This is a genomic window from Thauera phenylacetica B4P (assembly GCF_000310225.1).
Lineage (GTDB): Bacteria > Pseudomonadota > Gammaproteobacteria > Burkholderiales > Rhodocyclaceae > Thauera > Thauera phenylacetica.
On record NZ_AMXF01000045.1, the window covers coordinates 1 to 24,741 of the forward strand.

23 protein-coding genes are annotated in these 24,741 nt (G+C 68.4%); 17 read left to right on the forward strand and 6 right to left on the reverse strand.

Annotated features, from left to right (window positions below):
- Both C667_RS08360 and C667_RS08365 read right to left on the reverse strand, forming a co-directional pair.
- Nucleotides 1-328 (reverse strand): hypothetical protein (locus tag C667_RS08360; RefSeq protein ID WP_004360752.1); only part of this gene is annotated, 328 nt, incomplete at its 3' end.
- Nucleotides 325-1,461, reverse strand: coding sequence for a sensor histidine kinase (locus C667_RS08365; protein ID WP_004360754.1), 1,137 nt, complete (start codon nucleotides 1,459-1,461; stop codon nucleotides 325-327). The genes C667_RS08365 and C667_RS08360, both read right to left, overlap by 4 nt.
- 196 nt (nucleotides 1,462-1,657) lie before the next feature.
- Between C667_RS08365 and C667_RS08370 the strand changes: the two genes are divergently transcribed.
- Nucleotides 1,658-3,355 (forward strand): sensor histidine kinase, encoded by a 1,698-nt coding sequence (locus C667_RS08370; RefSeq protein ID WP_157302258.1) that lies wholly within the window; start codon nucleotides 1,658-1,660, stop codon nucleotides 3,353-3,355.
- A complete protein-coding gene (locus C667_RS08375) occupies nucleotides 3,355-3,747 on the forward strand; it encodes a response regulator (protein ID WP_004360758.1) in 393 nt (130 codons plus the stop codon). The genes C667_RS08370 and C667_RS08375 overlap by 1 nt, the downstream gene beginning before the upstream one ends.
- Before the next feature lie 45 nt (nucleotides 3,748-3,792).
- Here the strand turns inward: C667_RS08375 and C667_RS08380 are convergent, their stop codons facing one another.
- Complete coding sequence (locus C667_RS08380; protein ID WP_004360759.1) at nucleotides 3,793-4,725, reverse strand: helix-turn-helix transcriptional regulator; 933 nt, start codon at nucleotides 4,723-4,725, stop codon at nucleotides 3,793-3,795.
- A 378-nt stretch (nucleotides 4,726-5,103) separates the two neighbouring features.
- Here C667_RS08380 and C667_RS08385 point away from each other — a divergent pair, with 378 nt between their 5' ends.
- The 6 genes from C667_RS08385 to C667_RS08410 all read left to right on the forward strand — a co-directional run bounded on the left by C667_RS08385 (nucleotide 5,104) and on the right by C667_RS08410 (nucleotide 11,348).
- Nucleotides 5,104-6,690 (forward strand): benzoate-CoA ligase family protein, encoded by a 1,587-nt coding sequence (locus C667_RS08385; protein WP_004360761.1) that lies wholly within the window; start codon nucleotides 5,104-5,106, stop codon nucleotides 6,688-6,690.
- A 61-nt stretch (nucleotides 6,691-6,751) separates the two neighbouring features.
- Nucleotides 6,752-7,939 (forward strand): ABC transporter substrate-binding protein, encoded by a 1,188-nt coding sequence (locus C667_RS08390; protein ID WP_004360762.1) that lies wholly within the window; start codon nucleotides 6,752-6,754, stop codon nucleotides 7,937-7,939.
- A gap of 115 nt (nucleotides 7,940-8,054) precedes the next feature.
- Complete coding sequence (locus C667_RS08395) at nucleotides 8,055-8,921, forward strand: branched-chain amino acid ABC transporter permease (protein WP_004360764.1); 867 nt, start codon at nucleotides 8,055-8,057, stop codon at nucleotides 8,919-8,921.
- A 4-nt stretch (nucleotides 8,922-8,925) separates the two neighbouring features.
- Entirely contained in the window at nucleotides 8,926-9,894 is a 969-nt protein-coding gene (locus C667_RS08400) for a branched-chain amino acid ABC transporter permease (RefSeq protein ID WP_004360767.1), read from the forward strand.
- Complete coding sequence (locus C667_RS08405; protein ID WP_039921054.1) at nucleotides 9,887-10,642, forward strand: ABC transporter ATP-binding protein; 756 nt, start codon at nucleotides 9,887-9,889, stop codon at nucleotides 10,640-10,642. Before C667_RS08400 ends, C667_RS08405 begins: the two co-directional genes overlap by 8 nt.
- Nucleotides 10,635-11,348 (forward strand): ABC transporter ATP-binding protein, encoded by a 714-nt coding sequence (locus C667_RS08410; RefSeq protein ID WP_004360771.1) that lies wholly within the window; start codon nucleotides 10,635-10,637, stop codon nucleotides 11,346-11,348. Before C667_RS08405 ends, C667_RS08410 begins: the two co-directional genes overlap by 8 nt.
- Nucleotides 11,349-11,426: 78 nt before the next feature.
- Here C667_RS08410 and C667_RS08415 read toward each other — a convergent pair whose 3' ends face one another.
- Nucleotides 11,427-11,822 (reverse strand): RidA family protein, encoded by a 396-nt coding sequence (locus tag C667_RS08415; protein ID WP_004360773.1) that lies wholly within the window; start codon nucleotides 11,820-11,822, stop codon nucleotides 11,427-11,429.
- Between the two features lie 293 nt (nucleotides 11,823-12,115).
- On the opposite strand from C667_RS08415, the gene C667_RS08420 reads away from it, so the two are divergent.
- On the forward strand, nucleotides 12,116-14,299 hold the full coding sequence (locus C667_RS08420) for a malate synthase G (RefSeq protein WP_004360774.1): 2,184 nt from the start codon (nucleotides 12,116-12,118) through the stop codon (nucleotides 14,297-14,299).
- A gap of 590 nt (nucleotides 14,300-14,889) precedes the next feature.
- Here C667_RS08420 and C667_RS08425 read toward each other — a convergent pair.
- Nucleotides 14,890-15,699, reverse strand: a complete 810-nt coding sequence (locus tag C667_RS08425; protein WP_039921058.1) for an outer membrane protein assembly factor BamD — start codon at nucleotides 15,697-15,699, stop codon at nucleotides 14,890-14,892.
- A gap of 13 nt (nucleotides 15,700-15,712) precedes the next feature.
- Between C667_RS08425 and rluD the strand changes: the two genes are divergently transcribed.
- Together rluD and pgeF are read left to right on the forward strand one after the other, a co-directional pair.
- Complete coding sequence (gene rluD, locus C667_RS08430; protein ID WP_083881294.1) at nucleotides 15,713-16,708, forward strand: 23S rRNA pseudouridine(1911/1915/1917) synthase RluD; 996 nt, start codon at nucleotides 15,713-15,715, stop codon at nucleotides 16,706-16,708.
- Entirely contained in the window at nucleotides 16,705-17,490 is a 786-nt protein-coding gene (gene pgeF, locus C667_RS08435; protein ID WP_004360779.1) for a peptidoglycan editing factor PgeF, read from the forward strand. The genes rluD and pgeF overlap by 4 nt, the downstream gene beginning before the upstream one ends.
- Nucleotides 17,491-17,539: 49 nt before the next feature.
- On the opposite strand, the gene C667_RS08440 is transcribed toward pgeF, so the two are convergent.
- A complete protein-coding gene (locus tag C667_RS08440; RefSeq protein WP_004360781.1) occupies nucleotides 17,540-17,761 on the reverse strand; it encodes a hypothetical protein in 222 nt (73 codons plus the stop codon).
- A 106-nt stretch (nucleotides 17,762-17,867) separates the two neighbouring features.
- On the opposite strand from C667_RS08440, the gene C667_RS08445 reads away from it, so the two are divergent.
- The 6 genes from C667_RS08445 (at nucleotide 17,868) to rssA (ending at nucleotide 24,579) form a co-directional block, all read left to right on the forward strand.
- On the forward strand, nucleotides 17,868-19,613 hold the full coding sequence (locus C667_RS08445; RefSeq protein ID WP_004360783.1) for a PHA/PHB synthase family protein: 1,746 nt from the start codon (nucleotides 17,868-17,870) through the stop codon (nucleotides 19,611-19,613).
- A 115-nt stretch (nucleotides 19,614-19,728) separates the two neighbouring features.
- Nucleotides 19,729-20,469 carry an acetoacetyl-CoA reductase gene (gene phbB / locus C667_RS08450; protein ID WP_004360784.1) on the forward strand — a complete coding sequence of 247 codons (741 nt, stop codon included), beginning with the start codon at nucleotides 19,729-19,731 and terminating at the stop codon, nucleotides 20,467-20,469.
- A 239-nt stretch (nucleotides 20,470-20,708) separates the two neighbouring features.
- On the forward strand, nucleotides 20,709-21,449 hold the full coding sequence (locus C667_RS08455) for a beta-ketoacyl-ACP reductase (protein WP_004360785.1): 741 nt from the start codon (nucleotides 20,709-20,711) through the stop codon (nucleotides 21,447-21,449).
- Between the two features lie 130 nt (nucleotides 21,450-21,579).
- A complete protein-coding gene (gene phaR / locus C667_RS08460; RefSeq protein WP_004360787.1) occupies nucleotides 21,580-22,161 on the forward strand; it encodes a polyhydroxyalkanoate synthesis repressor PhaR in 582 nt (193 codons plus the stop codon).
- A 54-nt stretch (nucleotides 22,162-22,215) separates the two neighbouring features.
- Nucleotides 22,216-23,556 carry a 30S ribosomal protein S12 methylthiotransferase RimO gene (gene rimO, locus C667_RS08465; protein WP_004360789.1) on the forward strand — a complete coding sequence of 447 codons (1,341 nt, stop codon included), beginning with the start codon at nucleotides 22,216-22,218 and terminating at the stop codon, nucleotides 23,554-23,556.
- Between the two features lie 30 nt (nucleotides 23,557-23,586).
- The gene (gene rssA, locus C667_RS08470; protein ID WP_004360792.1) at nucleotides 23,587-24,579 is read left to right on the forward strand and encodes a patatin-like phospholipase RssA; all 993 of its coding nucleotides are present in this window, start codon (nucleotides 23,587-23,589) and stop codon (nucleotides 24,577-24,579) included.
- The last annotated feature ends 162 nt before the right edge of the window (nucleotides 24,580-24,741 follow it).

Here is a 24,741-nt window from a genome sequence, read left to right on the forward strand (position 1 = left end):
CCGCGATGGCGCCGACGCGCAGTCCGTGCTCGAGCGCCTCGCGGCGGCCGCGTGCGGCGGCGAGCGCGAGGCGGGCGATCGACTCGCGCTGCAGGCGGCGCATCGCCTCGCGCCCGCGGTTGCGTTCGGTGACGACGGTGCGCAGGTCGCGCATGACCCGGTACATCTGGCGGTAAGGGTCGCCCGAGCGTCGCGCGCGCGTGGAGTCGTCGCAGCCGGTGGCAGGCGCGGCGGGGCTCGCGGTGCCGGCCGGGACGCTGTCTTCGCCGAGTTCGATCGGCTCCGGGGCGGCGAGCGGGCCCGGGCTGCCGTGCGTGCGCGGGCTCACGACGCGGTCCCCTCGCCGGCGTGGTGGGCGCGGCGGGTCATCAGGCGGGCGAGATCGCTCGCGTAGCGCTGGGCCTGGGCGATGTCGGCCTCGGCCGAGGTGAACGGGCTGGTGCTGGTGGGCAGCTCGATCGAGGCGGTGACGAAGCCGTCGAGCTCCTGCTCGAGCGCGAGGCGGCCGTGGTGCATCTCGATGATGTGGCGCGCCAGGGGCAGCCCCAGGCCGAGTCCGGGCGCGCGGGCGGCCGCCTCGGCGCCGCGCATCAGCGGCTGCATCAGGCGTTTGCGCAGCAAGGGCGAGCGCAGGCCGCGCCCACGGTTGCGCAGGGTGATGCGGACGAAGGCGGCCGAGGCGCTCACGGCGAGGGTGATGTCGATGCCGTTGTCGGAGTGCTCGAGGGCGTTGTCGATGCAGGCGTCGAAGGCGAGGCCCAGCCAGTGCGCGCTGCCATAGATCACCGGCAAGCCACCCGGCACCGGCTCCAGGCTCAGGCGCTGGCCGCGCACCTGCGCGGCCGTCTCGTGTCGCGCGAGCACGCGCGGCAGCCAGTCGGCGAGCTCGATGCGGTCCTCGGCGGCGAGCGGACGACCGCCGCCGAGCTGCGCCAGGCGCACGAGGTCGAGCAGCTGCTGCACCAGCCGCTGCCCATCCGCCAGCGTGCGCTCGTGCGCCTGGAGGCCGGACGGCGCTTGGCCCGGCTGGCGGGAGGCGTCCTCCAGCACGCCCGCGAAGTCCGCCGTGAAGCGCTGCAGTGGCTCCAGCAGGCTCTGCTCGACGAGGCTGCCGAGGTTGGCGATGGTGGTCTCGAACAGGCTGGCCTGGGTCATGTTGCGCAGCACCAGCACCAGGTCCTTGCCCGCGGGGCTGCGCACGACGTGGCCCGCCAGCCGGTCCGGCGCGGCGATCTGTGCCGGGTGGGCGAGCTCGCTCTCGAACGCATGCGGCAGCGACACGTGGCCGGCGAGCGCCTGGTCCACCACCGCAGCGATGGCGACGTGGGGGATGGGCCCGCCGACGCGCAAGGGCAGCAGCTCGAGCATCCCCTCGTTGGCGAAGCGCAGCCGGCCGTCGGGGGCGATGATGGCCAGGCCGTCGGAGAGGCGGTTGAACAGGATCTGGATGGCAGGGGTCATCGGAAGTGATTCATCGGAAGTGATGAATATGTTTTTAAATCTAGAAAAATGATAAAAAAACTATAATAAATAGTTTGTGCAATCTGTCACGTTCTTTCGTCGGTCATTCAACTAGGATCGGCGCCGGATCGAATGACGAGAAAATCTGGAGTGAGGCTTGGCACGAGAGGAATCGCCGGGGCGGGGAGGAGCGGGTTTGGCGTCGCATGACGGGGGAGAGCGCTGGCCGGACGGGGCGGACGCGGCGCGCTGGCCGTTGGCGCTGATCGTCGTGCTCGCGTTCGCGCTGGTGGCGACCCTGTGGGCGGCGGTGCTGTTCAAGGTGAACGCCGAGGAGCGTGCCGAGCTCGCCGCGATCGAGCGCCGCACGACCAATCTCGCGCGTGTTTTCGAGGAACACACCGTGCGCACGCTCGCCAGCGTGGATCAGGCGCTGCTGTTCGTGAAGTTCCAGTACGAGAAGGTGGGCCCGGCGCTCGACATCGCCTCGGCGGTGGAGCAGGGCATGATCGTCAGCACCCTCTTCAACCAGGTCGGGGTGATCGACGCGCAGGGCATCTACAGCCTGTCCAACCTGCCCGGATTCAAGCGCGTGGACCTCGCCGATCGCGAGCATTTCCGCGTCCATGTCGACGCGGATTCGCGCAACTTCTTCGTCAGCAAGCCGGTGCTCGGGCGCGCGAGCGGCAAGTGGTCGGTGCAGCTCACGCGCCGCATCAACCGCGCCGACGGCAGCTTCGGCGGGGTGGCGGTGATCTCGCTCGATCCCTTCTACTTCACCACCTTCTACAGCGACCTCGATCTCGGTCGCCACGGCGTGGTCACCCTGGTCGGGTTGGACGGCATCGTGCGCGCCAGGCGGGCCGGCGACGTTACCGACGTGGGGCAGGACATCCGCAGCGGGGCCTTGTTTACCGAACTCGCCAAGGCACCGCAGGGGCACTATCACTCCAGCAGCGCCATCGATGGCCGCGTCCGCATGGTCAGTTATCGCTCCCTCCCCGGGCTGCCGCTGGTTGTTCTGGTAGGTGTCGATGCCGACGAAGCGATGAGCGATTTTCGCGTGCGTCGCGGCGGCTATTTCGCCTTCGCCGCCGGCATGAGCCTGGTCATCGGGGCCTTCTGCGCGCTCGCGCTGTGGCTGCTGCAGCGCCAGCGTCGCATCTCGATGCGGCTGCACGAGATGAAGCAGCGCGCCGAATCGGCGAACCGGCTGAAGTCCGAGTTCCTCGCCTCGGTGTCGCACGAGCTGCGCACCCCGCTCAATGGCGTGATCGGCTATTCCGAGCTGTTGATGGAGCTGGCGCGGGACGAGGAGCAGCGCGGCTACGCCCGAGTGATCTTCGACAGCTCCGGGCATCTGCTCGAGCTGCTCAACTCCATCCTCGACCTCGCGCGCGTCGAGGCGGGGCAGATGGCGATCCGCTCCGCTCCCGAGGATGTGGCCGAGTTGGTCGGCCAGGTCTGCGCGAACTACCAGCCGGTGGCCCAGGCCAAGGGCGTGACGCTGGAGTGCGAGGCGCCGGTGGGCGTGACGCTGGAGTGCGATCGCACGCGCGTGGTGCAGGTGCTGAACAATCTGGTGCACAACGCACTCAAATTCACCGACCGTGGGCAGGTGAGCCTGCATGCCCGAGTGACGCCGACGCAGTGCGTGTTCGAGGTGGCCGACACCGGCTGCGGCATCGCACCCGACCAGCTCGAGGCGATCTTCGAGCGCTTCCGCCAGGTGCATGACTTCGAGACGCGCGCGCATGGCGGGACCGGGCTCGGGCTGGCCCTGTGCAAGGAGCTGGCGGAGCTGATGGGCGGCGAGATCGAGGTGCGCTCGACCCCGGGCGAGGGCAGCGTGTTCAGCGTCAGGCTGCCGCGCTCGCCGAAGGAGAAGGAATGATGAAAGTGCTGATCGTGGACGATAACCCGATCAATCGCCTGTTGCCGATCGCCTGGCTCAAGCGCCTGGGGTGCGAGACCGAGGAGAGCGCGGGCGGCACGGATGCCCTCGCCAAGCTCGCGACGGGCGGCTTCGACGTGGTGCTGCTCGATCTCAGCATGCCGGAGATGTCCGGGACCGAGATCTGCCGCAGGACGCGGGCGATGCCCGGCGGCGGCAGGATCCGCATCATCGCCTACACCGCGCATGCGGCGCCGGAGGCCTTCGAGTCGTTTCGCAGCGCGGGCTTCGACGACGTGCTGGTCAAGCCGGTGACGCGCGAGACGCTGCTGGGGGCTTTCAGCGCACTCGAAGGCTTCGAAGGCATTGGCGGAGCCGGGCCTGCGGGCTGAGGCCGCCCGGCTTCCGTTCGGGGCGGCTCGAGGACGCGGCGCGCGTCAGCCGCCGCGCTCCGTGACGGCCGCACGCAGCGCGCGGAAGCTGTCGTCCTCGCTCTGGCCGGAGGTGTCGACCACGCGGTCGGCGCGCATGTACTGCGATTCGCGCGCGGAGAGGATGCGGCGCAGGTCTTCCATCGCCTCGGCGCTGCCGGCCATGGGGCGCAGGTCGCCCTGGGCGCTCACGCGCTGCATGTGTTCGTCGGGCGAGGCGCGCAGCCAGATGGTGAGACAGCGCGACAGCAGCAGGTCGTAGGTCTCGGTCTGCGAGACGATGCCGCCGCCCGCGGCGAGCACCGTGTGCTCGCCGCTGTCGAGCGCGCGCCGCAGGCAACGCTGCTCGATGCGGCGATAGCCCGACTGGCCGTAGAGGGCGAAGATCTCGCCCATGGGCATGCCCGTGTCGCGCTCGATCTCGGCGTCGAGCTCGACGAAACGAAAGCCGAGCTCGGTTGCGAGCCTGCGGCCCAGCGTGGTCTTGCCGGCGCCGCGCAGTCCGATCAGGGCGATCCGGTTGCGGCGCGCGGCCTCTTCCTGGCCGTAGTCGCGCATCAGCCTGAAGATCACGTCCTCCAGCCGGTGCCGCGGCAACTGCTCGAGGATGCGCCGCACCAGGCGCTGCTCCACCGACTCCTCGGCACCCAGGTCCAGCAGCTCCGGCAGGGACAGGCCCAACGCAGCAGCGATATGGCGCAGCAGCACGATCGAGACGTTTCCCTCGCCAGCCTCCAGGTGGGCGAGGTGGCGCTCGGAGACCCCCGCCTCGCGCGCCAGCTGCTTGCGCGTCTGGCCACGGCGGTCGCGCGTCTCGCGCACGCGCTTGCCAAGCGCGAGCAGGAATTCGCCGTCGCTGCGCGCGTCGGGCCGCATCTCTGGGGGTGCGACGAGCGCCGGTGTTTCGGATGCTGCGAGGGTGTGGTTTTCGTCGTTCATGACGGGGCGTGGGTTGCGGATCCGTGTGTATATGGTGCCGCGGGCGATCCGCTGTCAAGCGCTCGGCATCGGCGGCTCGGACATCGTCTGCAGGTCTGGAGATCAAGCATAGAGCGAAATGCAATATATTGCACCTTAGACTATTTCTAAAGTATTGAATTATCGGCTTTTTTGGTGCGGTGCAGGGTTGACAGCGCCCGAGTTGGGGGTATTCTGTTGCATGTCTCGCCGAAAGATGCACTTTAGTGCACATGTCCGGGTGGCTCTCCCGCTTGCCCGGACAGCAGCGGTCGGCGATCGCCTCAAGGTTTTTCCGTACCCTTCCGCTCCGTGTGCATGCCGGTCGGGATGGTCCGGGGTCAGGATGGAGACAGGACGATGCACACCCTCAGCACGGCAGATCACGGCTGCACGCCGCCCCGGATCGAGATTCCGGACCCCTACAATGCGGCCGACGACCTGCTCGGTCGCAACCTCGTCGCCGGACGGGGCGGCAAGGTCGCCTACATCGACGATGCGGGCGAGTACACCTACGACCAGCTCGTCGCGCGCGCCAACCGCTGTGGCAATGCCTTGCGCGGCACCCTGGGCCTGGCGCGCGGCGACCGCGTGTTGATGTGTGTGCTCGATTGCATCGATTTTCCGGCGATGTTCCTCGGCGCCATCAAGGCCGGGGTGGTGCCGATCGCGGTGAACACGCTGCTCACCGAGCGCGACTACGAGTACATGGTCTCCGACAGCGGTGCGCGCGTGGCGGTGGTGTCGCAGGCGCTGCTGCCCAATTTCGCAGCTCTGGTCAATCGCGTTCCGACGCTCGAGCGCCTGATCGTCGCCGGCGGCAGCGACGACGACGGGCTGGAGACCCTGATCTCCGCACAGTCCGATCAGCTCGAGGCCGCAACGACGCATGCGAGCGATCCCTGTTTCTGGCTCTACTCCTCCGGCTCCACCGGTGCGCCCAAGGGCACGGTGCACATCCACGCCAACCTGATCCACACCGCCGAGCTGTACGGCCAGGAGGTGCTGGGCATCCGCGAGCAGGACGTGGTGTTCTCGGCGGCGAAGCTCTTCTTCGCCTATGGCCTCGGCAACGGCCTCACCTTCCCGCTCTCGGTCGGCGCCACCGCCATCCTCATGGCGGAGCGGCCCACGCCGGACGCGGTGTTCAAGCGCCTGCGCGAGCACCAGCCCGACATCTTCTACGGCGTGCCCACGCTCTATGCCGGCATGCTCGCGCACACTGGCTGTCCGACCGCGGGCGAGCTGAAGCGGCTGCGTGCGTGCACCTCGGCGGGCGAGGCGCTGCCCGAGGGCGTGGGGCGGCGCTGGAAGGAGCGCCTCGGGGTCGACATCCTCGACGGCATCGGCTCCACCGAGATGCTGCACATCTTCCTGTCCAACCGCGCCGGCGACGTGCAGTACGGCACCAGCGGCACGCCGGTGCCGGGCTATCGCGTGCGTCTGGTGGATGAAGGCGGCGATGAAGTCACCGCGGCCGAGGAGCCGGGCGAGCTGCAGATCTCCGGGCCGACCTCCGCGGTGCAGTACTGGAACCAGCCCGAGAAGAGCCGCGCCACCTTCCTCCCGGGCTGGACGCGCAGCGGCGACAAGTACTACCGCAACCGCGACGGCTACTACGTGTATTCGGGGCGCAGCGACGACATGCTCAAGGTGAGCGGCATCTACGTGTCGCCGATCGAGGTCGAGTCCGCGCTGATCGCCCACGAGGCGGTGCTCGAGGCGGCGGTGGTGGGCATCGAGGACGAGGAGCACCTGATCAAGCCGAAGGCCTTCGTCGTGCTCAAGCCCGGCTACGGTCCGGGCGAGGCGATGCGGCTGGAGCTGCAGGCGCACGTCAAGGGCATGCTCGCACCCTACAAGTATCCGCGCTGGATCGAATTCGTCGAGGACCTGCCCAAGACCGCCACGGGCAAGATCCAGCGCTTCAAGCTGCGCGGCGTCTAGCGCTTCGGTGGCGCCCGGGGGCGCCGCCCGGGTTCACACCACTAGAAGAGAGGAGACGGACATGGTCGGAAAGGACAGGAAGCTGCGCGTCACGGTGAGCGCGCTCGGGCTCGGCCTGGGCATGTTGCTCGCGCAGGGTGCGGCGGAGGCGGCGGACAAGGTCAAGGTGGGGCTCATGCTGCCCTACACCGGCACCTACGCCTCGCTCGGCAACGCGATCACCAACGGTTTCAAGCAGTACGTGGCGGAGCAGGGCGGCAAGCTCGGCGGCCGCGAGGTCGAGTACTTCGTCGTCGATGACGAGTCCGATCCGGCCAAGGCGACCGAGAACGCCAACAAGCTGGTCAAGCGCGACAACGTCGACGTGCTGGTGGGCACCGTGCATTCGGGCGTGGCGCTGGCGATGGCAAAGGTCGCGCGCGACTCCAAGACCCTGATGATCATCCCCAACGCGGGTGCCGACGAGCTCACCGGGCCCCTGTGCGCGCCCAATGTGTTCCGTGCGTCGTTCTCGGCCTGGCAGCCGGCGTACGCGATGGGCAAGGTGGTCGCCGAGCGCGGCCACAAGAACGTCGTCGCGGTGAGCTGGAAGTACTCCTTCGGCGAGCAGTCGGTCGCCGGTTTCAAGGAGGCCTTCGAGCAGGCGGGCGGCAAGGTCGTCAAGGAGCTCTTCCTGCCCTTCCCGAACGTCGAGTTCCAGCCCTTCCTGACCGAGATCGCCAACCTCAAGCCGGACGCGGTCTTCGTGTTCTTCGCCGGCGCTGGCGCGGCCAAGTTCGTCAAGGACTACGAGGCCGCCGGCCTGAAGACGAACTTCCCGCTCTACGGCTCGGGCTTCCTCACCGACGGCACGCTGGAGGCCATGGGCGGGGCGGGCGAGGGCGTGCTGACCACGCTGCACTACGCCGACGGGCTCGACAACGCGCGCGAGAAATCCTTCCGCAGCGGCTACGTCGCGGCCTACAAGGCGCAACCCGACGTCTATGCGGTGCAGGGCTACGACAGCGCGCAGCTGCTCGCCGCGGGCCTGTCGGGCGCGCCCGCCGGCGCCTTCGACAAGGAGGCGGTGATGAAAGCGATGAGCGCCGCGGCCATCGATAGCCCGCGCGGCGCCTTCACCCTGTCCAAGGCCAACAACCCGGTGCAGGACATCTACCTGCGCAAGGTGGAGGGCGGCCAGAACAAGGTGGTCGGGGTCGCCGCACCCAAGCTCGCCGATCCGGCACGCGGCTGCAAATTGATGAAGTGATTCCGTCGGGCGCGCGCGGTGGCGAGCCTGCCGCCCCCGCGCCGCAGCCCGAGTTCATCCGTCTGTCCATCGCATCCCGGCGTGTCGCGCATGTCTGGGAGGGAAGGGTTCAACCATGGATATCACCTCGTTCCTGATCCAGATCCTGAACGCGCTCCAGTACGGCCTGCTGCTCTTCCTGGTGGCGAGCGGCCTGACCCTGGTGTTCGGCATCATGGGCATCATCAACCTGGCGCACGGCAGCTTCTACATGATCGGCGCCTACCTCGCGTTCGCGCTCACCAGCCTGACCGGCAACCTGATGCTGGCGATCGTGCTCGGCATCCCGCTCGCCTTCGGCTTCGGGGCGCTGCTCGAGAAGCTGCTCTTCGTGCATCTGTACAAGCGCGATCACCTGCAGCAGGTGCTGCTGACCTACGGCCTGATCCTGATCTTCGAGGAGTTGCGCAGCCTCACGGTGGGCGACGACGTCCACGGCGTGGCGATCCCCGACCTGTTCTCGGCCTCGATCGCGCTCTCCGACAACCTCTCTTATCCGGTGTACCGACTGGTGATCTCGGTGGTGTGCATCGCGCTCGCCGCCGGCCTGTGGTGGCTGATGCAGCGCACCCGGCTGGGCATGATGATCCGCGCCGGCTCCTTCAACCGGGAGATGGTGCAGTCGCTCGGGGTGAACATCGACATGCTCTACCGCACCGTGTTCGCGCTCGGCGTTGCGCTGGCCGCACTCGCCGGCATGCTCGCGGCGCCGATCTCCTCCGTGTATCCGGGCATGGGCGGCAGCGTGCTGATCATCTCCTTCGTGATCGTCGTGATCGGCGGCATCGGCTCGGTGTGGGGGGCGCTGGTCGCGGCTCTGCTGGTGGGCTTCGCGGACACGTTCGGCAAGGTGCTGATGCCCGAACTCGCCGGGTTGACGGTCTATCTGCTGATGGCGGTCGTGCTCCTGTGGCGCCCCGAAGGCATCTTCAGGAAGGGGTGAGGCGATGAATTCCGCAGTCGTGACCTTGTTCAAGCTCGCCGTGCTGGCGGGGCTGGTGCTGTTTCCGGCGATCGGATCCAGCTTCTACGTCGAACTGGTGGCGAAGATCCTGATAATGGCGATCTTCGCGATGAGCCTCGCGCTGCTGGTCGGCTTCACCGGCTTGGTGAGCCTGGGCCACGCGGCCTATTTCGGCATCGCGGCCTACACGGTGGCGCTGGTCGCACCCGAGTACGAGGCCGCAAACCTGTGGTTCGTGCTCACGGCCTCGGTGCTGGCGGCGGGGGCTGCGGCCTTCTTCATCGGGCTGTTCGTGCTGCGCACCAAGGGCATCTATTTCATCATGGTGACGCTGGCCTTCGCACAGATGGCCTACTACATCTTCCACGACACCGCGCTCGGACGCAGCTCGGATGGCATCTACCTGAACGTCAAGCCGGATGCGAGCCTCTTTGGCTGGGCGCCGTTCAGCCTCGACGAGCCGCTGCACCTGTACTACTTCATCCTCGCCGCGATGGTGGCGGTGTTCGTGCTGCTGGCCTATGTGTTGCGCTCGCCCTTCGGGCGCGTGCTCGCCGGCATCCACAGCAACGAGCACCGCATGAAGTCGCTCGGCTATTCGACCTTCCGCTACAAGCTGGCGGCCTTCACGCTGGCGGGTGCGCTGGCGGGGGTGGCAGGCTTCCTGTATGCGGTGCTGTTCGGTTTCGTGACGCCGGAGTACCTGTCCTGGCACCAGTCGGGCAACGTGCTGATGATGGTGATCCTGGGCGGTCTCGGCAGCCTGGCGGGAGCGGTCGCGGGCGCCTTCGCCTTCATCGGGCTGCAGGAGATGTTCTCGGACTGGACCAAGCACTGGCAGTTGCTGATGGGCCTGGTGATCGTCGCCGCGGTGCTGTTCATGCCGACCGGACTGGCTGGCCTGCCGCGACGCATCTTCCGGACGGTCAACTGGGGAGAAGACGATGAGTGAGGCGATGCTGGTGGCGGACCGCCTGACCCGCCATTTCGGCGGACTGACCGCCAACCTCGAGGTGTGCATCACGCTCGCACGCGGCGAGCTGCATGCGCTGCTAGGGCCCAACGGCGCGGGCAAGTCGACCTGCATCAACATGCTCTCGGGCGACCTGCCGCCGTCCGCGGGGCGCATCCTGCTCGAGGGGCAGGACGTTACCGGGCTGGATTCGGCGGCGCGCTCGCACCGCGGCATCGGCCGCAGCTACCAGCGCACCAACATCTTTCCGCAATTCACCGTGCTGGAGAACTGCCGGCTCGCCGCGCAGTCGCGCAGGCCGCGGCCGTGGCGGATCTTCACCGACGCGATGAAGACGAGCGACACCGTCGAGCGCGCGCGCGCGGCGATCGTCGAGGCCGGGCTGGGCGGGCGCGAGCAGCGCAAGGCGGGCCTGCTCTCGCACGGCGAGCAGCGCCAGCTCGAGATCGCCATGGTGCTGGCCACCGACGCGCGCGTGCTGCTGCTCGACGAGCCGCTCGCCGGCATGGGCTCGGAAGAGTCCGGGCAGATGGTCGAGCTGCTGCGCAAGCTCAAGCAGAACCGCGCGATCCTGCTGGTCGAGCACGACATGGACGCGGTGTTCGCGGTGGCCGACACGATCACCGTGATGGTCGAGGGCTCGGTGCTCGAATCCGGGCCGCCCGAGCAGATCCGCAACAGCGAGGACGTCCAGGCGGCCTATCTCGGGGAGGAGGAACATGGCTGAGATGCTGCTCGAAGCGCGTGACCTGCACACCTACTACGGGTCGAGCCACATCCTGCACGGGGTGAGCTTCTCCATCCGCAGGGGCGAGGCGCTCGGCCTGATGGGGCGCAACGGCATGGGCAAGACCACGCTGCTGCGCACCATGCTCGGCCTGGTGCGACCGCGCCACGGCACGGTGCGCGTGAATGGCGACGACATGACGCGCGCCAAGCCGCACCGCATCGCGCTCGCCGGCGTGGCCTACGTGCCCGAGGGGCGCGGCATCTTCCCCAACCTGAGCGTGCGCGAGAACCTCGTGATGGCGGCGCGTGCGGGCGTGGACGGGCAGCGCGAGTGGACCTTCGAGCGCGTCATGGAGACCTTTCCGCGCCTGGGCGAGCGCATCGATAACGGCGGCGGCCAGCTCTCCGGCGGCGAGCAGCAGATGCTCACGATCGGGCGTGCGTTGATGACCAACCCCGACCTGCTGATCCTCGACGAGGCCACCGAGGGCCTGGCGCCGCTGATGGTCAAGGAGATCTGGAAGGTCATCCGGACCATCCGCGACACCGGCATCGCCACCGTGGTGGTGGACAAGAACCACTCGGCGGTGACCGCGCTGACCAACCGCTCGGTGATCCTCGTCAAGGGCGAGGTGGTGTTCGACGGACCGAGCGAGCAGGTGCGCCAGGACCCGGCGCTGATCCGCAAGCACCTCGGGGTGTGATGCATCGGCGGGCGGGCTGGGCCCTGCCCGCCCATCGGACAACGCAGGCAGTGGTGCAGCGTCCGCTGCGACCCCTCCTCAATCGTCCGGCAGCACTGCCGTGACCTCGATCTCCACCTTGGCGCCATCCTCGACGAAGCCCGCCACCTGCACCGCGCTCATCGCGGGGTAGTGGTGGCCGACCAGGTCGCGATAGACCGCGCCGATCTCCTCGAGGCGGGCGTTGTACTCGGTGGCGTTGCCCAGGTACCAGGTCATGCGCACGATGTCGGTCGAGCGCGCGCCGCCGGCGTCCAGGATGGCGAGCACGTTGCGCAGCGCCTGGCGGATCTGCTCGACCAGGTCCTCGCTGCGGAAGACCTCGTCCGCGTCCCAGCCCACCTGGCCGGCGACGAACAGCATCCGGCCGCTCGCGACCACCCCATTGGCGTAGCCCTTCGGTCGTTTCCAGCCTGCGGGTTGAAGAATCTGCATGTCTGTCTCCTCGAGTGCGGTGTCGGCCCTGCGTTCGCGATCGGCGCCCGCAGAGCACGTCATGTCAAATAGTGCATGCTGAAGATGTATTGTGCAATAAAATGCAGAAGTTTGCCGGCCTCTGCGGGCACGAGCCCGCCTGTCGCCGCACGGTGACCCATAGCGCAGGTCTTATAGAGGACTTTTGTTTCGCGCCCTTGACCCACGCCGCGATCGAAAGCATCCTTCAACGGTTATGCGCTCGCGAATGCGGGCGCGTTCCTCGACAACCCCCGAGCCAGTGAGTGCGAAAGATGACCGAACGAGTGAGTTGCCAGCGTCTGCAGGTCGCAGCGAACCTGAAGCGTTTCATTGAAGAAGAGGCCCTGCCGGGCAGCGGTGTGGATGCCGCCGCCTTCTGGTCCGGGTTCGATGCGCTGGTACACGATCTCGCGCCCAAGAACGCCGCACTGCTCGCCGAGCGCGACCGCATCCAGGCCGAGGTCGATGCCTGGCATCGCGCCCACCCCGGCCCGATTGCCGACATGGCCGCCTACAAGGCCTTCCTGTCCTCGATCGGCTACCTGCAGCCGGTGCCTGCCGGCGCCAAGGCCACCACCACCAACGTCGACGACGAGCTCGCCGTGCAGGCCGGCCCGCAGCTGGTGGTGCCGGTGATGAACGCGCGCTACGCGCTCAACGCCGCCAACGCGCGCTGGGGCTCGCTGTACGACGCGCTCTACGGCACCGACGCCATCGCGCAGAAGGACGGCGCCGAGCTCACCAAGGGCTACAACCCGGTGCGCGGCGCCAAGGTCATCGCCTTCGGCCGCAACGTGCTCGACCAGGCCGCGCCGCTCGCCGGCGCCTCGCACGCCGACGCCGCGGGCTACGCGGTCGAGGGTGGCAAGCTGGTCGTGAAGCTGCAGAACGGCTCGACCACCGGCCTGCAGCAGGCAGGGAAGTTCGTCGGCTTCCAGGGCGATGCCGCCGCGCCGTCGGCCGTGCTGCTGAAGAACAACGGCCTGCACATCGAGGTCCAGATCGACCGCAACGGTGCCATCGGCAAGACCGACGCGGCCGGCGTGAACGATCTGCTGATGGAAGCCGCGCTGTCGACCATCATGGACTGCGAGGACTCGGTCGCCGCGGTGGACGCCGACGACAAGGTCGTGGCCTACCGCAACTGGCTGGGCCTGATGGCCGGCACGCTGGAAGATACCTTCGACAAGGGCGGCAAGCCGATGACCCGCCGCCTGAACGCCGACCGCGAATACACGGGCGCCGATGGCAAGCCGGTCAGGCTGCACGGCCGCGCGCTGCTCTTCGTGCGCAACGTCGGCCACCTGATGACCAACCCGGCCATCCTGTGGGGCGAAGGAAAGGAGATCCCCGAGGGCGTCATGGACGCGGTGGTCACCACGCTGATCGCCAAGCGCGACCTCGAGCGTCGTGGCAACTCGCGCAAGGGCTCCATCTACATCGTCAAGCCCAAGATGCACGGCCCGGCCGAGATCGGCTTCGCCGACGAGCTGTTCACCCGTGTCGAGCAGCTGCTCGGCCTGCCGGCCAACACGGTCAAGCTCGGCATCATGGACGAGGAGCGCCGCACCAGCGTCAACCTGCGCGCCTGCATCGCCGCCGCGCCGGCGCGCGTGGCCTTCATCAACACCGGCTTCCTCGATCGCACCGGCGACGAGATGCACACCTCGATGGAGGCCGGCCCGGTGATGCGCAAGGGCGACATCAAGAACAGCAAGTGGATCGCCGCCTATGAGCGCCGCAACGTGCTGATCGGCCTGGCTGCCGGCCTGCGCGGCCGCGCCCAGATCGGCAAGGGCATGTGGGCCATGCCCGACCTGATGGCCGCGATGCTCGAGCAGAAGATCGGCCACCCCAAGTCCGGCGCCAACACCGCCTGGGTGCCGTCGCCGACCGCCGCCACGCTGCACGCGCTGCACTACCACCAGGTCAACGTGGCCGCGGTGCAGCAGGACATCGAGAAGCTCGACCTCGACAAGGAAGCCGAGGCGCTGCTCGACGACCTGCTCACCATCCCGGTGGTGGCGAAGGCCGAGTGGAGCGAGAGCGAGCGCCAGCAGGAGCTCGACAACAACTGCCAGGGCATCCTCGGCTACGTCGTGCGCTGGGTGGAGCAGGGCGTGGGCTGCTCGAAGGTGCCCGACATCAACGACATCGGCCTGATGGAGGACCGCGCCACGCTGCGCATCTCCAGCCAGCACATCGCCAACTGGCTGCGCCACGGCGTGGTGCCCGCCGAGCAGGTCGAGGCCACGCTCAAGCGCATGGCTGCGGTAGTGGATGGCCAGAACGCGGGCGACCCGCTGTACCGCCCGATGGCGCCGGACTTCGACGACTCGGTAGCCTACCAGGCCGCGCGCGCGCTGATCTTCGAAGGCTGCGCCCAGCCCAGCGGCTACACCGAGCCGCTGCTGCACCGCTACCGCCAGCAGTTCAAGGCAAAGATCGGCGCCTGACCGGCACCGTCTTCGCGGCTGCCGCCGCTCCTACAGGGCGGCTCAAGCGCGACGGTTCATGTAGGAGCGCCGGCAGGCGCGAATGCAGCGGCCGAGGTCCGCTCACGCGCATCGCTTGCCGGACCGCCGTCTTCGCGGCTGCCGCCGCTCCTACAGGGCGGCTCAAGCGCGACGGTTCATGTAGGAGCGCCGGCAGGCGCGAATGCGGCGGTCGAAGTCCGCTCACGCGCATCGCTGCCGGATCGCCGTGTTCGCGGCTGCCGCCGCTCCTACAGGGCGGCTCAGGCGCGACGGTTCATGTAGGAGCGCCGGCAGGCGCGAATGCAGCGGTCGAAGTCCGCTCACGCGCATCGCTGCCGGATCGCCGTGTTTGCGGCTGCCGCCGCTCCTACAGGGCGGCTCAAGCGCGACGGTTCATGTAGGAGCGCCGGCAGGCGCGAATGCAGCCGCGCAGCGGGCGATATGGTCGAAAAGGCTTAAAACGCATCCGCACGGCTGCGGATTGCCTTCCGCAGCAATCTCTCCGTAGCAACGACAAGGGCGCCGATCGGCGCCCTTGTCGTCATGGAATTACGTGTGCGCCCAGGCGCTCACCACAGCTGCCACCATGGCCGGTCGTCCTCCGGGCCGCCGCGGAAATACACGCTGTCGGGGAAGTTCTTGCGCATGACGCGGTCGGCGTCGTCGCGCAGCTGCGCCATGCCGAGCTTGTCGTAGCTCATCACCATCAGGAACAGCGCCTCCTCGATCGCCGGCGCCTGCGGGAAGTTGTTCACCGCCGTCTGCGCGCGGTTGATCGAGGCGACGTAGGCGCCGCGGTTGTAGTAGTAGCGCGAGACGTGCACCTCGTGCGAGGCGAGCGAGTTGATCAGGTACTGCATGCGCGCCCGCGAGTCGTCCGCGTAGCGGCTCTCGGGGAAGCGCTCGACCAGCTCGCGGAAGCTGTCGAAGGCCTCGCGCGCGCCCTTGGGGTCGCGCTCGGAGAGGTCCTGGCGCGACAGGCCGGCGAGCAGGCCGAGGTCTTCGTTGAAGTTGACCAGGCCCTTGAGGTAGTAGGCGTAGTCGACGTTCGGGTGGTTGGGGTGCAGCTTGATGAAGCGGTCGGCCGCGGCGAGCGCGAGCGCCTGCTCGCCCTGCTTGTAGTACGCGTAGGCCACCTCGAGCTGGGCCTGCTGGGCGAAGCGGCCGTAGGGGTAGCGTGCCTCGAGCTTCTCGAACAGCGTCACCGCGCGCTCGTAGCCGCCCTCGCTCATCGAGGCCTTGGCCTCGGAGTACAGCTTCTGCGCGTTCCAGCCCGCGGTCTCGTCGACCTGCTCGGGCAGGAGGCCGCAGCCGCCGAGCAGCAAGGCGCCGATCAGCGCGGCTTTTGCCGTTAAACTTCCGGGGGTGAACCTGGCCATCGAAGACACTCGCGTGAATGAACGCACCGATTATATCCCAGCCGCCCTCGCGGCCGACGTCCTCTCCGATCTTCCCGCCGACGACGCCGATGCGTGCGAGGCGCTGACGATTCCCGTCGAGCTGGGCGGGTTGCGCCTGGACCAGGCGCTCGCACGGCTGTTCCCCCAGCACTCGCGCAGCCGCCTGCAGGGCTGGCTCAAGGCGGGCTGGATCCGTGTCGACGGCGCGAGCCCGGACGCGCGTCGCAAGGTGTGCGGCGGCGAGTGCGTGGAGATCGACGCGCCGCCACCGCCCGAGCTCGCCGCCGAGCTGCCCGAGGACCTCCCGCTCGCGGTGGTGTGCGAGGACGAGGACCTGCTGGTGATCGACAAGCCCGTCGGGCTGGTCGTGCATCCGGGCAGCGGCAACTGGAGCGGGACGCTGCTCAACGCCTTGCTGTTCCGCAACCCCGGACTCGCCGGGGTGCCGCGCGCCGGCATCGTGCACCGCCTCGACAAGGACACCAGCGGGCTGATGGTGGTGGCGAAGACGCTCGCCGCGCAGACCGAGCTCGTGCGCCAGCTCCAGGCGCGCACCGTCGGCCGCCACTACCGCGCGCTGGTGCAGGGCGAGCTGAGCGCCGGCGGCACCGTGGATGCGCCGATCGGGCGCCATCCCACGCAGCGCACGCGCATGGCGGTGGTCGGTGGCGGCCGTCCGGCGCTCACGCATTATCGGGTCATCGAGCGTTTTCCCCGGGCGACCCTGGTCGAGTGCCGCCTGGAGACCGGGCGCACCCACCAGATCCGCGTCCACATGGCGCACATCGGCCATCCCCTGGTCGGCGATCCGCTCTATGGTGCGCGCCGCTGCGGCGATGTGCGCCTCGACGGGTTTCCGCGCCAGGCTCTGCACGCCTTCCGGCTCGGCCTCGTGCATCCGCGCAGCGGCGAGGCGATGCGCTGGGAGGTGCCGATGGCGGCCGATTTCGCCGCGCTGCTGGACGAACTGCGCGGGGGGCCGCGATGAGCCTGCCGCCGCCCGGCTACCAGCTATTCGCCCCCGGCCTGCTGCGTCCGGACTGGCACCTGCCGCCCGGGGTGCAGGCGCTGGTGAGCACCCGCGAGGGCGGTGCGAGCCTGCCCCCGTGGGCGAGCTTCAACCTCGGCAGCCACGTCGGCGACGATGCGCGCGCGGTGGCGGCCAACCGCGCGCGCCTGTGCGCGGCGATCGGCGCCCAGCCGGTGTGGCTGGAGCAGGTGCATGGCTGCGTAGTGGCCGACGCCGATGGCGCCGTCGGCGTGCCCGAGGCCGACGCGGCGGTCGCGCGCATCCCCGGGCGGGCCTGCGCGGTGATGACCGCCGACTGCCTTCCGGTGCTGTTCTGCGACGACGAAGGCGGCGTGGTCGCCGCCGCCCACGCGGGCTGGCGCGGCCTGGCTGCCGGGGTGCTGGAGCGCACCGTGGAGCGCATGGGCGTCGCGCCCGGGCGGGTGCGCGCCTGGCTCGGGCCGGCGATCGGACCGGCGGCCTTCGAGGTCGGCGACGAGGTGCGCGCAGCCTTCGTCGCTGCCGATGCCGGCGCAGCCGCCGCCTTCGTGGCAGGGGCGGCGCCGGGCAAATGGCTGGCCGATCTCTTCAGGCTCGCCCACCGCCGCCTCGAGGCCGCGGGCGTGCGCCGGATCGACGGCGGCGGGGTGTGCACCGTGGCCGATCCGACGCATTTCTACTCCTACCGCCGCGACGGGACGACCGGGCGTTTCGCCTCGCTGATCTGGCTGGATGCGGCGCGTTCGACCGGGCCGGCGTGAGCGCAGCGTCCCGCCGATTCGTCTCGCATGGTCGCGTTGGGGCTTGCGGCTATTGATCGGCGTCAGTTTCGGCTCTATCGTTGCGTTCGAGTGCTTCACGCTCCTGCTCCAGGCGACGACGTCGGCGGGCCGGGGTGCCGAACAGCCACAGGAACAAGGCCAGGGGCGCGAGCCCCCAGAACACGAAGGTCAGTACGGCGGCAACGATCGTGTCCTCCGCCGCGGCGACGAGGATGACGACGTAGAGCCAGGCGATCGGTATCAGGTACATGGGTGGATTCTAGCGCGCGCCGGGGGCCGGTGCCGGAGGATCCCGGACAAGACAGGACACCGCGATCCCGACCCGAAGCGGGCGGGCGCGGCCTCAGGAGAAAGGGATGTCGGATTCGACGGACAAGCAGGTGCCGCCGGGCATGCAGGCGATCCTCGCCGCCGGGCAGGCGATGGCGCAGGGCTTCTTCGACGCGCTCGCGCGCCAGCATGTGGCGATGCAGGACTCCTCGGGGGCGGCGGCGCAGAAGCTGCCGATGCCCGAGACGGAGGTGATGGCCTCGCTGCACAAGGCCTTCGCCGAGAAGCACACCGAGCTGTGGTCGTCCATGCTCTCGCGCACCTCGGGCGCGGCAGGCCCCGCGGTGGTGCAGCCGGAGCCGGGCGACAAGCGCTTCGCCGCGCCCGAATGGTCCGAGAGCCCGGTGTTCGACTACATGCGCCAGGCCTACCTGCTCAACGCCGGTTTCCTGCGCCAGATGGCGGACGCGATGCCGATCGCAGACGGCCGCGCCAAGGCGCGCATGCAGTTCCTCACCCGCCAGTACATCGACGCGCTGTCGCCGAGCAACTTCGCGGCGACTAACCCCGAGTTCATCAAGACCGCGGTCGAGACCAAGGGCGAGAGCATCGCGCGCGGCATCCAGAACCTGCTCGGCGACCTCGAGAAGGGGCGCATCTCGATGACCGACGACGCGGCCTTCGAGATCGGCCGCAACCTCGCGCTCACCCCGGGCTCGGTGGTGTATGAGAACGAGCTGATGCAGCTGATCCAGTACGCGCCGCTGACCGAGAAGGTCGCGCAGACGCCGCTGCTGATCGTGCCGCCGTGCATCAACAAGTTCTACGTCATGGACCTGCAGCCCGAGAACTCCCTCGTGCGCTTCGTCGTCGAGCAGGGCTTCACGGCCTTCCTGGTGTCGTGGAAGAACCCGCGTCCGGATACCGGCGGGCACTACACCTGGGACGACTATCTCGACAAGGGGCCGCTTGCGGCGCTCGAGGTGGTGCGGGCGATCACCCGCGTCAAGAAGCCCAACGTGCTCGGTTTCTGCGTCGGCGGCACCATCCTCACCTCGGCGCTCGCGGTGTCGCGTGCGCGCGGCGAGGAGCCGGTGGCCAGCCTCACGCTGATGACCACGCTGCTCGATTTCTCCGACGCCGGCGAGCTCGGCTGCCTGGTGGACGAGGCGAGCGTCGCGGCGCGCGAGGCTGCGATCGGCAAGGGTGGCGTGCTCAAGGGGCAGGAACTCGCCAACGTGTTCTCCTTCCTGCGCGCCAACGACCTGGTGTGGCAGTACGTGGTGGGCAACTACCTCAAGGGCAACAAGCCGGTCGCCTTCGACCTGCTGTACTGGAACTCGGACTCCACCAACCTTCCGGGGCCGTTCCTGACCTGGTACCTGCGCAACATGTACCTCGAGAACAACCTGCGCGTGCCGGGCAAGCTGAAGATGCTCGGCCAGAAGGTGGACCTCGGCAAGGTCGATGTGCCTGCCTACCTGATGGCGGCGCGAGAGGATCACATCGTGCCGTGGAAGAGCGCCTATCTGGCGCGCAATCTGCTCGGCGGCGACACCACCTTCGTGCTGGGGGCAAGCGGCCACATCGCCGGCGCGATCAACCCGGCCTCCAAGAACCGTCGCAGCTACTGGACGGCCGATCAGCGTCCGGCCGATCCGGACGAGTGGTTCGAGGCCGCGGTCGAGCACAAGGGCAGCTGGTGGCTGCACTGGGCCGAGTGGCTGCGCGGGCATGGCGGCAAGGAGATCGCCGCGCGCGGACGCCTGGGCAGCACCAAGTACGAGCCGATCGAGCCGGCGCCGGGGCGCTACGTCAAGGAGCGTTCCTGACGCGGCAGGAGACGATTTTCAGCGTTCGACGGCAGCGGATCGGGCGGTCGCTGCCGTCGTGTTCAAGGTCCGTCCAGCACGACTAAAGTACCCCGCATAGGGAGAGGAGAAGAAGATGGCAAGAGTTGCACTGGTAACCGGTGGCATGGGTGGTCTCGGCGAGGCGATCTGCATCAAGCTGGCCGCGCTCGGCTACAAGGTGGTGACGACCCATTCCCCGGGCAACAGCAAGGCCCAGGAGTGGCTGCAGACCATGAACAACATGGGCTACGGCTTCAAGGCCGTTCCTTGCGACGTGGCGGATTTCGACTCGTGCAAGGCCTGCGTCGAGCAGGTGATCAAGGAGGTCGGCCCGGTCGACGTGCTGGTCAATAACGCCGGCATCACGCGCGACATGACCTTCAAGAAGATGACCAAGGCCGACTGGGATGCGGTCATCAGTACCAACCTCGACTCGGCCTTCAACATGACCAAGCAGGTCATGGACGGCATGCTCGAGCGCAAGTGGGGCCGCGTGATCAACGTGTCCTCGGTCAACGGCCAGAAGGGCGCCTTCGGCCAGACCAACTACGCCGCCGCCAAGGCCGGCATGCACGGTTTCACCAAGGCGCTGGCGCTGGAAGTGGCGCGCAACGGCGTCACCGTCAACACCATCTCGCCGGGCTACATCGGCACCAAGATGGTGATGGCGATTCCGCAGGAGATCCTCGACTCCAAGATCCTGCCGCAGATCCCGGTGTCCCGCCTCGGCAAGCCGGAAGAGATCGCCGGCCTGGTGGCCTACCTGTCCTCGGACGAGGCGGCCTTCGTGACCGGCGCCAACATCTCGATCAACGGCGGCCAGCACATGTTCTGATCCGTCGGCGGCCGCTTCCGGCTCCGCAGCATGGCGCGCCCCGGTGGGGCGCGCCATTTTTTTGTGCGCGCCGCGGCCGGGAAGGTCGCTATTGCATCGCAACATGAGTTGTGAAACAGGGGCTATAATCCGCGCGTGAGGTGGCTGATGCGCTGCCGCATCCACGACCGAAGCGCATGCCGGCTATCCCGGTCCGCAGGCGGCCTCGGTTTCTACAAATGCTCCTGAAGGATTTCAAGATGTCCAAGAAAATCGCTCTTGTCACCGGCGCCATGGGTGGCCTCGGTACGGCGATCTGCCAGTCGCTCGCCAAGGACGGCTTCAAGGTCGTGGCCAACTGCCTGCCGAACTTCGAGCAAAAGGACGCCTGGCTGTCCGCCCAGCGCGACCTCGGCTTCGACTTCGGCGCCGCCGAAGGCGACGTGTCGAACTACGAGTCTTGCGCGGCGATGGTCGCCAAGGTCGAGTCCGACATCGGCCCGATCGACGTGCTGGTGAACAACGCCGGCATCACCCGCGACAAGTTCTTCCCCAAGATGGAGAAGGGCCAGTGGGATGCGGTGATCAACACCAACCTGAACAGCCTGTTCAACGTCACCCACCACGTCTCCGCCAAGATGGCCGAGCGCGGCTGGGGTCGCATCATCAACATCTCGTCGGTCAACGGCGTCAAGGGCCAGGCCGGCCAGACCAACTACTCGGCTGCCAAGGCCGGTGTGCTGGGCTTCACGAAGGCGCTTGCCGGCGAGCTCGCCACCAAGGGCGTGACCGTCAACGCGATCGCCCCGGGCTATGTTGGCACCGAGATGGTCATGGCGATCCGCGAGGACATCCGCCAGGGCATCATCGACAGCGTGCCGATGAAGCGCCTCGGCCGTCCGGACGAGATCGGCGACCTGTGCGCCTACCTCGCCTCCGACAAGGCTGCCTACATCACGGGCGCGACCATCAACATCAACGGTGGCCTGCACATGTGCTGATGTTGCGCCGTGTCATGCGCGAAAACACGCAACCCCGTCGAAAGACGGGGTTTTTTCGTGGTTTCGATGTCGCAGCGCGATATAATTTTTTCGCACAGAGCGAAGACACCGCCGCCGAGGAGACGGAGAAATGCCGGAACAGCAGCGTCTGATCAAGAAGTACCCGAACCGCCGTCTGTACGACACGCGGACCAGTTCTTACATCACCCTGGCCGACGTCAAGGACTTGGTGCTGAATCACGAGCATTTCCAGGTGTTGGATGCGAAGTCTGGCGAGGACCTGACGCGCAGCATCCTGCTCCAGATCATCCTCGAGGAAGAGGCCGGTGGCGCGCCGATGTTCACCAGTGACCTGCTCGCGCACATGATCCGCTTCTACGGCAACGCCATGCAGGGCATGATGGGCAAGTACCTCGAGAGCAACATCAAGGCCTTCACCGAGATGCAGGTCAAGCTCCAGGACCAGGCGCGCGCGATCTACGGCGAGAACAGCCCGGTGGGCCAGGACCTGTGGGCGCAGTTCCTCAACTTCCAGGGGCCTGCGCTGCAGAGCATGATGGGCGCCTACGTCGACCAGTCGAAGAAGATGTTCGAGCAGATGCAGACCCAGCTCGAGAGCCAGACGCGCAACATGTTCACCGGCTTCCAGTTCCCCGGCTACGTCCGCCCCGAGGACGAGCCCGCCGCGCCCAAGGGCGACGGCAAGAAGTAAGCGGCACCGCGTGCCGCCAAGGCCGCAGCCGCCCCGACCCGACAGGTTCCTTGCATGACCACCTTCAAGACCCCCGATCTGCCGCGTGTCGGCTTCGTCTCCCTCGGCTGCCCCAAGGCGACCGTCGACTCCGAGCACATCCTGACCCGGCTGCGCGCGGAGGGCTATTCGATCTCGGGCAGCTACGACGACGCTGACCTGGTCGTCGTGAATACCTGCGGCTTCATCGACGCCGCGGTCGAGGAGTCGCTCGACGCGATCGGCGAGGCGCTCGCCGAGAACGGCAAGGTGATCGTCACCGGCTGCCTGGGCGCCAAGGACGACGTGATCCTCGCCGCGCATCCGCAGGTGCTCGCGGTCACCGGCCCGCACGCCACCGAGGAGGTCATGCACGCGGTGCATCGCCACCTGCCCAAGCCGCACGACCCCTTCACCGACCTCGTGCCGCCGCAGGGCATCCGGCTCACGCCGCAGCACTACGCCTACCTCAAGATCTCCGAGGGCTGCAACCACCGCTGCAGCTTCTGCATCATCCCGTCGATGCGCGGCGACCTGGTCAGCCGGCCGATCCACGAGGTCATGCGCGAGGCCGAGGCGCTCGCCGACGCGGGCGTCAAGGAGCTGCTGGTGATCTCGCAGGACACCTCGGCCTACGGCGTGGACGTCAAGTATCGCACCGGCTTCTGGGGCGGGCGGCCGGTCAAGACGCGCCTGCTCGATCTCGCCAAGGCGCTCGGCGAGCTCGGCATCTGGATCCGGATGCACTACGTGTACCCGTATCCGAGCGTGGACGACCTGATCCCGCTGATGGCCGAAGGCAAGATCCTGCCTTACCTCGACGTGCCCTTCCAGCACGCCAGCCCGCGCATCCTCAAGGCCATGAAGCGCCCGGCCAACGCCGAGAACGTGCTCGAGCGCGTGCGCAAGTGGCGCAGCATCTGCCCGGACCTGACCATCCGCTCGACCTTCATCACCGGCTTCCCCGGCGAGACCGAGGAAGACTTCGAGCTGCTGCTGAACTTCCTCGAGGAGGCCCAGCTCGACCGCGTCGGCGCCTTCGCCTATTCGCCGGTCGAGGGTGCGACGGCGAACGAGCTGCCCGGCGCGGTGCCGGACGAGGTGCGCGAGGAGCGCCGTGCGCGCCTGATGGACTTCCAGGAAGACATCTCCACCCAGCGCCTCGAGGCCAAGATCGATCGCGAGATGACCGTGCTGGTCGACGAGGTCGACGAGGTCGACGAGGAGGGCGCGCTCGCGCGCTCGCCGGGCGACGCGCCCGAGATCGACGGCCTGGTGATCATCCCCGAGGGCGACGGCCTCGCGCCGGGCGACTTCGTGCGGGTGCGCATCACCGACTGCGATGTGCACGACCTCTACGCCGAGCGCATCGAGTAAGGCCGGCGTCGCCGCGCCGGAGCCCTCTCCGTGGTGAGCGGTGCGGGCGCGGTCGGCCTTGCCTGCGCCGAGCCTTCCGCCGCCGGCCCGGTGATCGGGCTGGCGCTCGGCAGCGGCGCCGCGCGCGGCTGGGCGCACCTTGGCGTGCTGCAGGAGCTGGCGCGCGAAGGCGTGGTGCCGCAGATCATCACCGGCTGCTCGATCGGCGCCTTCGTCGGCGCCGCCGCGGCCTCGGGCGACCTCGACAAGCTGGTGCGCTGGGCCGAGACCCTGAAATGGCAGGACGTGGTGTCGCTGCTCGACGTGTCCTTGCGTGGCGGCCTGATCAAGGGCCAGAAGCTGATCGATTTCTTCGAGCGCAACTTCATCGACCGCGACTTCACCGAGCTCGACCACCGCTTCGCCTGCGTCGCCACCGAGCTCTCCACCGGGCGCGAGATCTGGCTGCACGAGGGCAGCGTGTCGGCCGCGGTGCGCGCCTCGATCGCGCTCCCCGGGCTGATGACCCCGGTGCTGCACCAGGGCCGCATGCTGGTCGATGGCGGCCTGGTCAATCCGGTGCCGGTGTCGCTGTGCCGGGCGATGGGCGCCGACGTGGTGATCGCGGTGGACCTCGGCTCGGACATGGTGGGGCGCGCCATCCGGCGCTCGGCGGTCGAGCCCGCGCCGGTCGAGGAGACCGAGGCCGGCTGGACCGAGCGCCTGCTGGCGCGCTTCGGCTTTGCCAGCGAAGCCGAGCCCGGGGTGGCCGCGCGTCCCCTGGCCGGCGACGACAACCTCCCCTCGCTGGTCTCGGTGATCAGCTCCAGCATCAACATCATGCAGGTGCGCATCGCGCGCAGCCGCCTCGCCGGCGAGCCGGCCGACCTGCTGGTGTCGCCGCGGGTGAGCCAGCTCGGCCTGATGGACTACCATCGCGCCGACGAGGCCATCGCCGAGGGCGTCGCGGCGGTGGCGCGGGTGCGGCCGCTGTTGCGCGAGCTGCTCGGCGGCACCATCGAACGAGGATCGGATGAGCGATGAACTGAACGCGCGCCTGCGCGCGATCGTCGGCGCGGCGAACGTGCTCGAGGCCGAGGCCGACATGGCCCCCTTCCTGAGCGACTGGCGCGGGCGCTACCACGGCCGCGCGCGCGCGGTGGTGCGTCCGCGCGACACCGCCGAGGTGGCCGCGGTGGTCGCCGC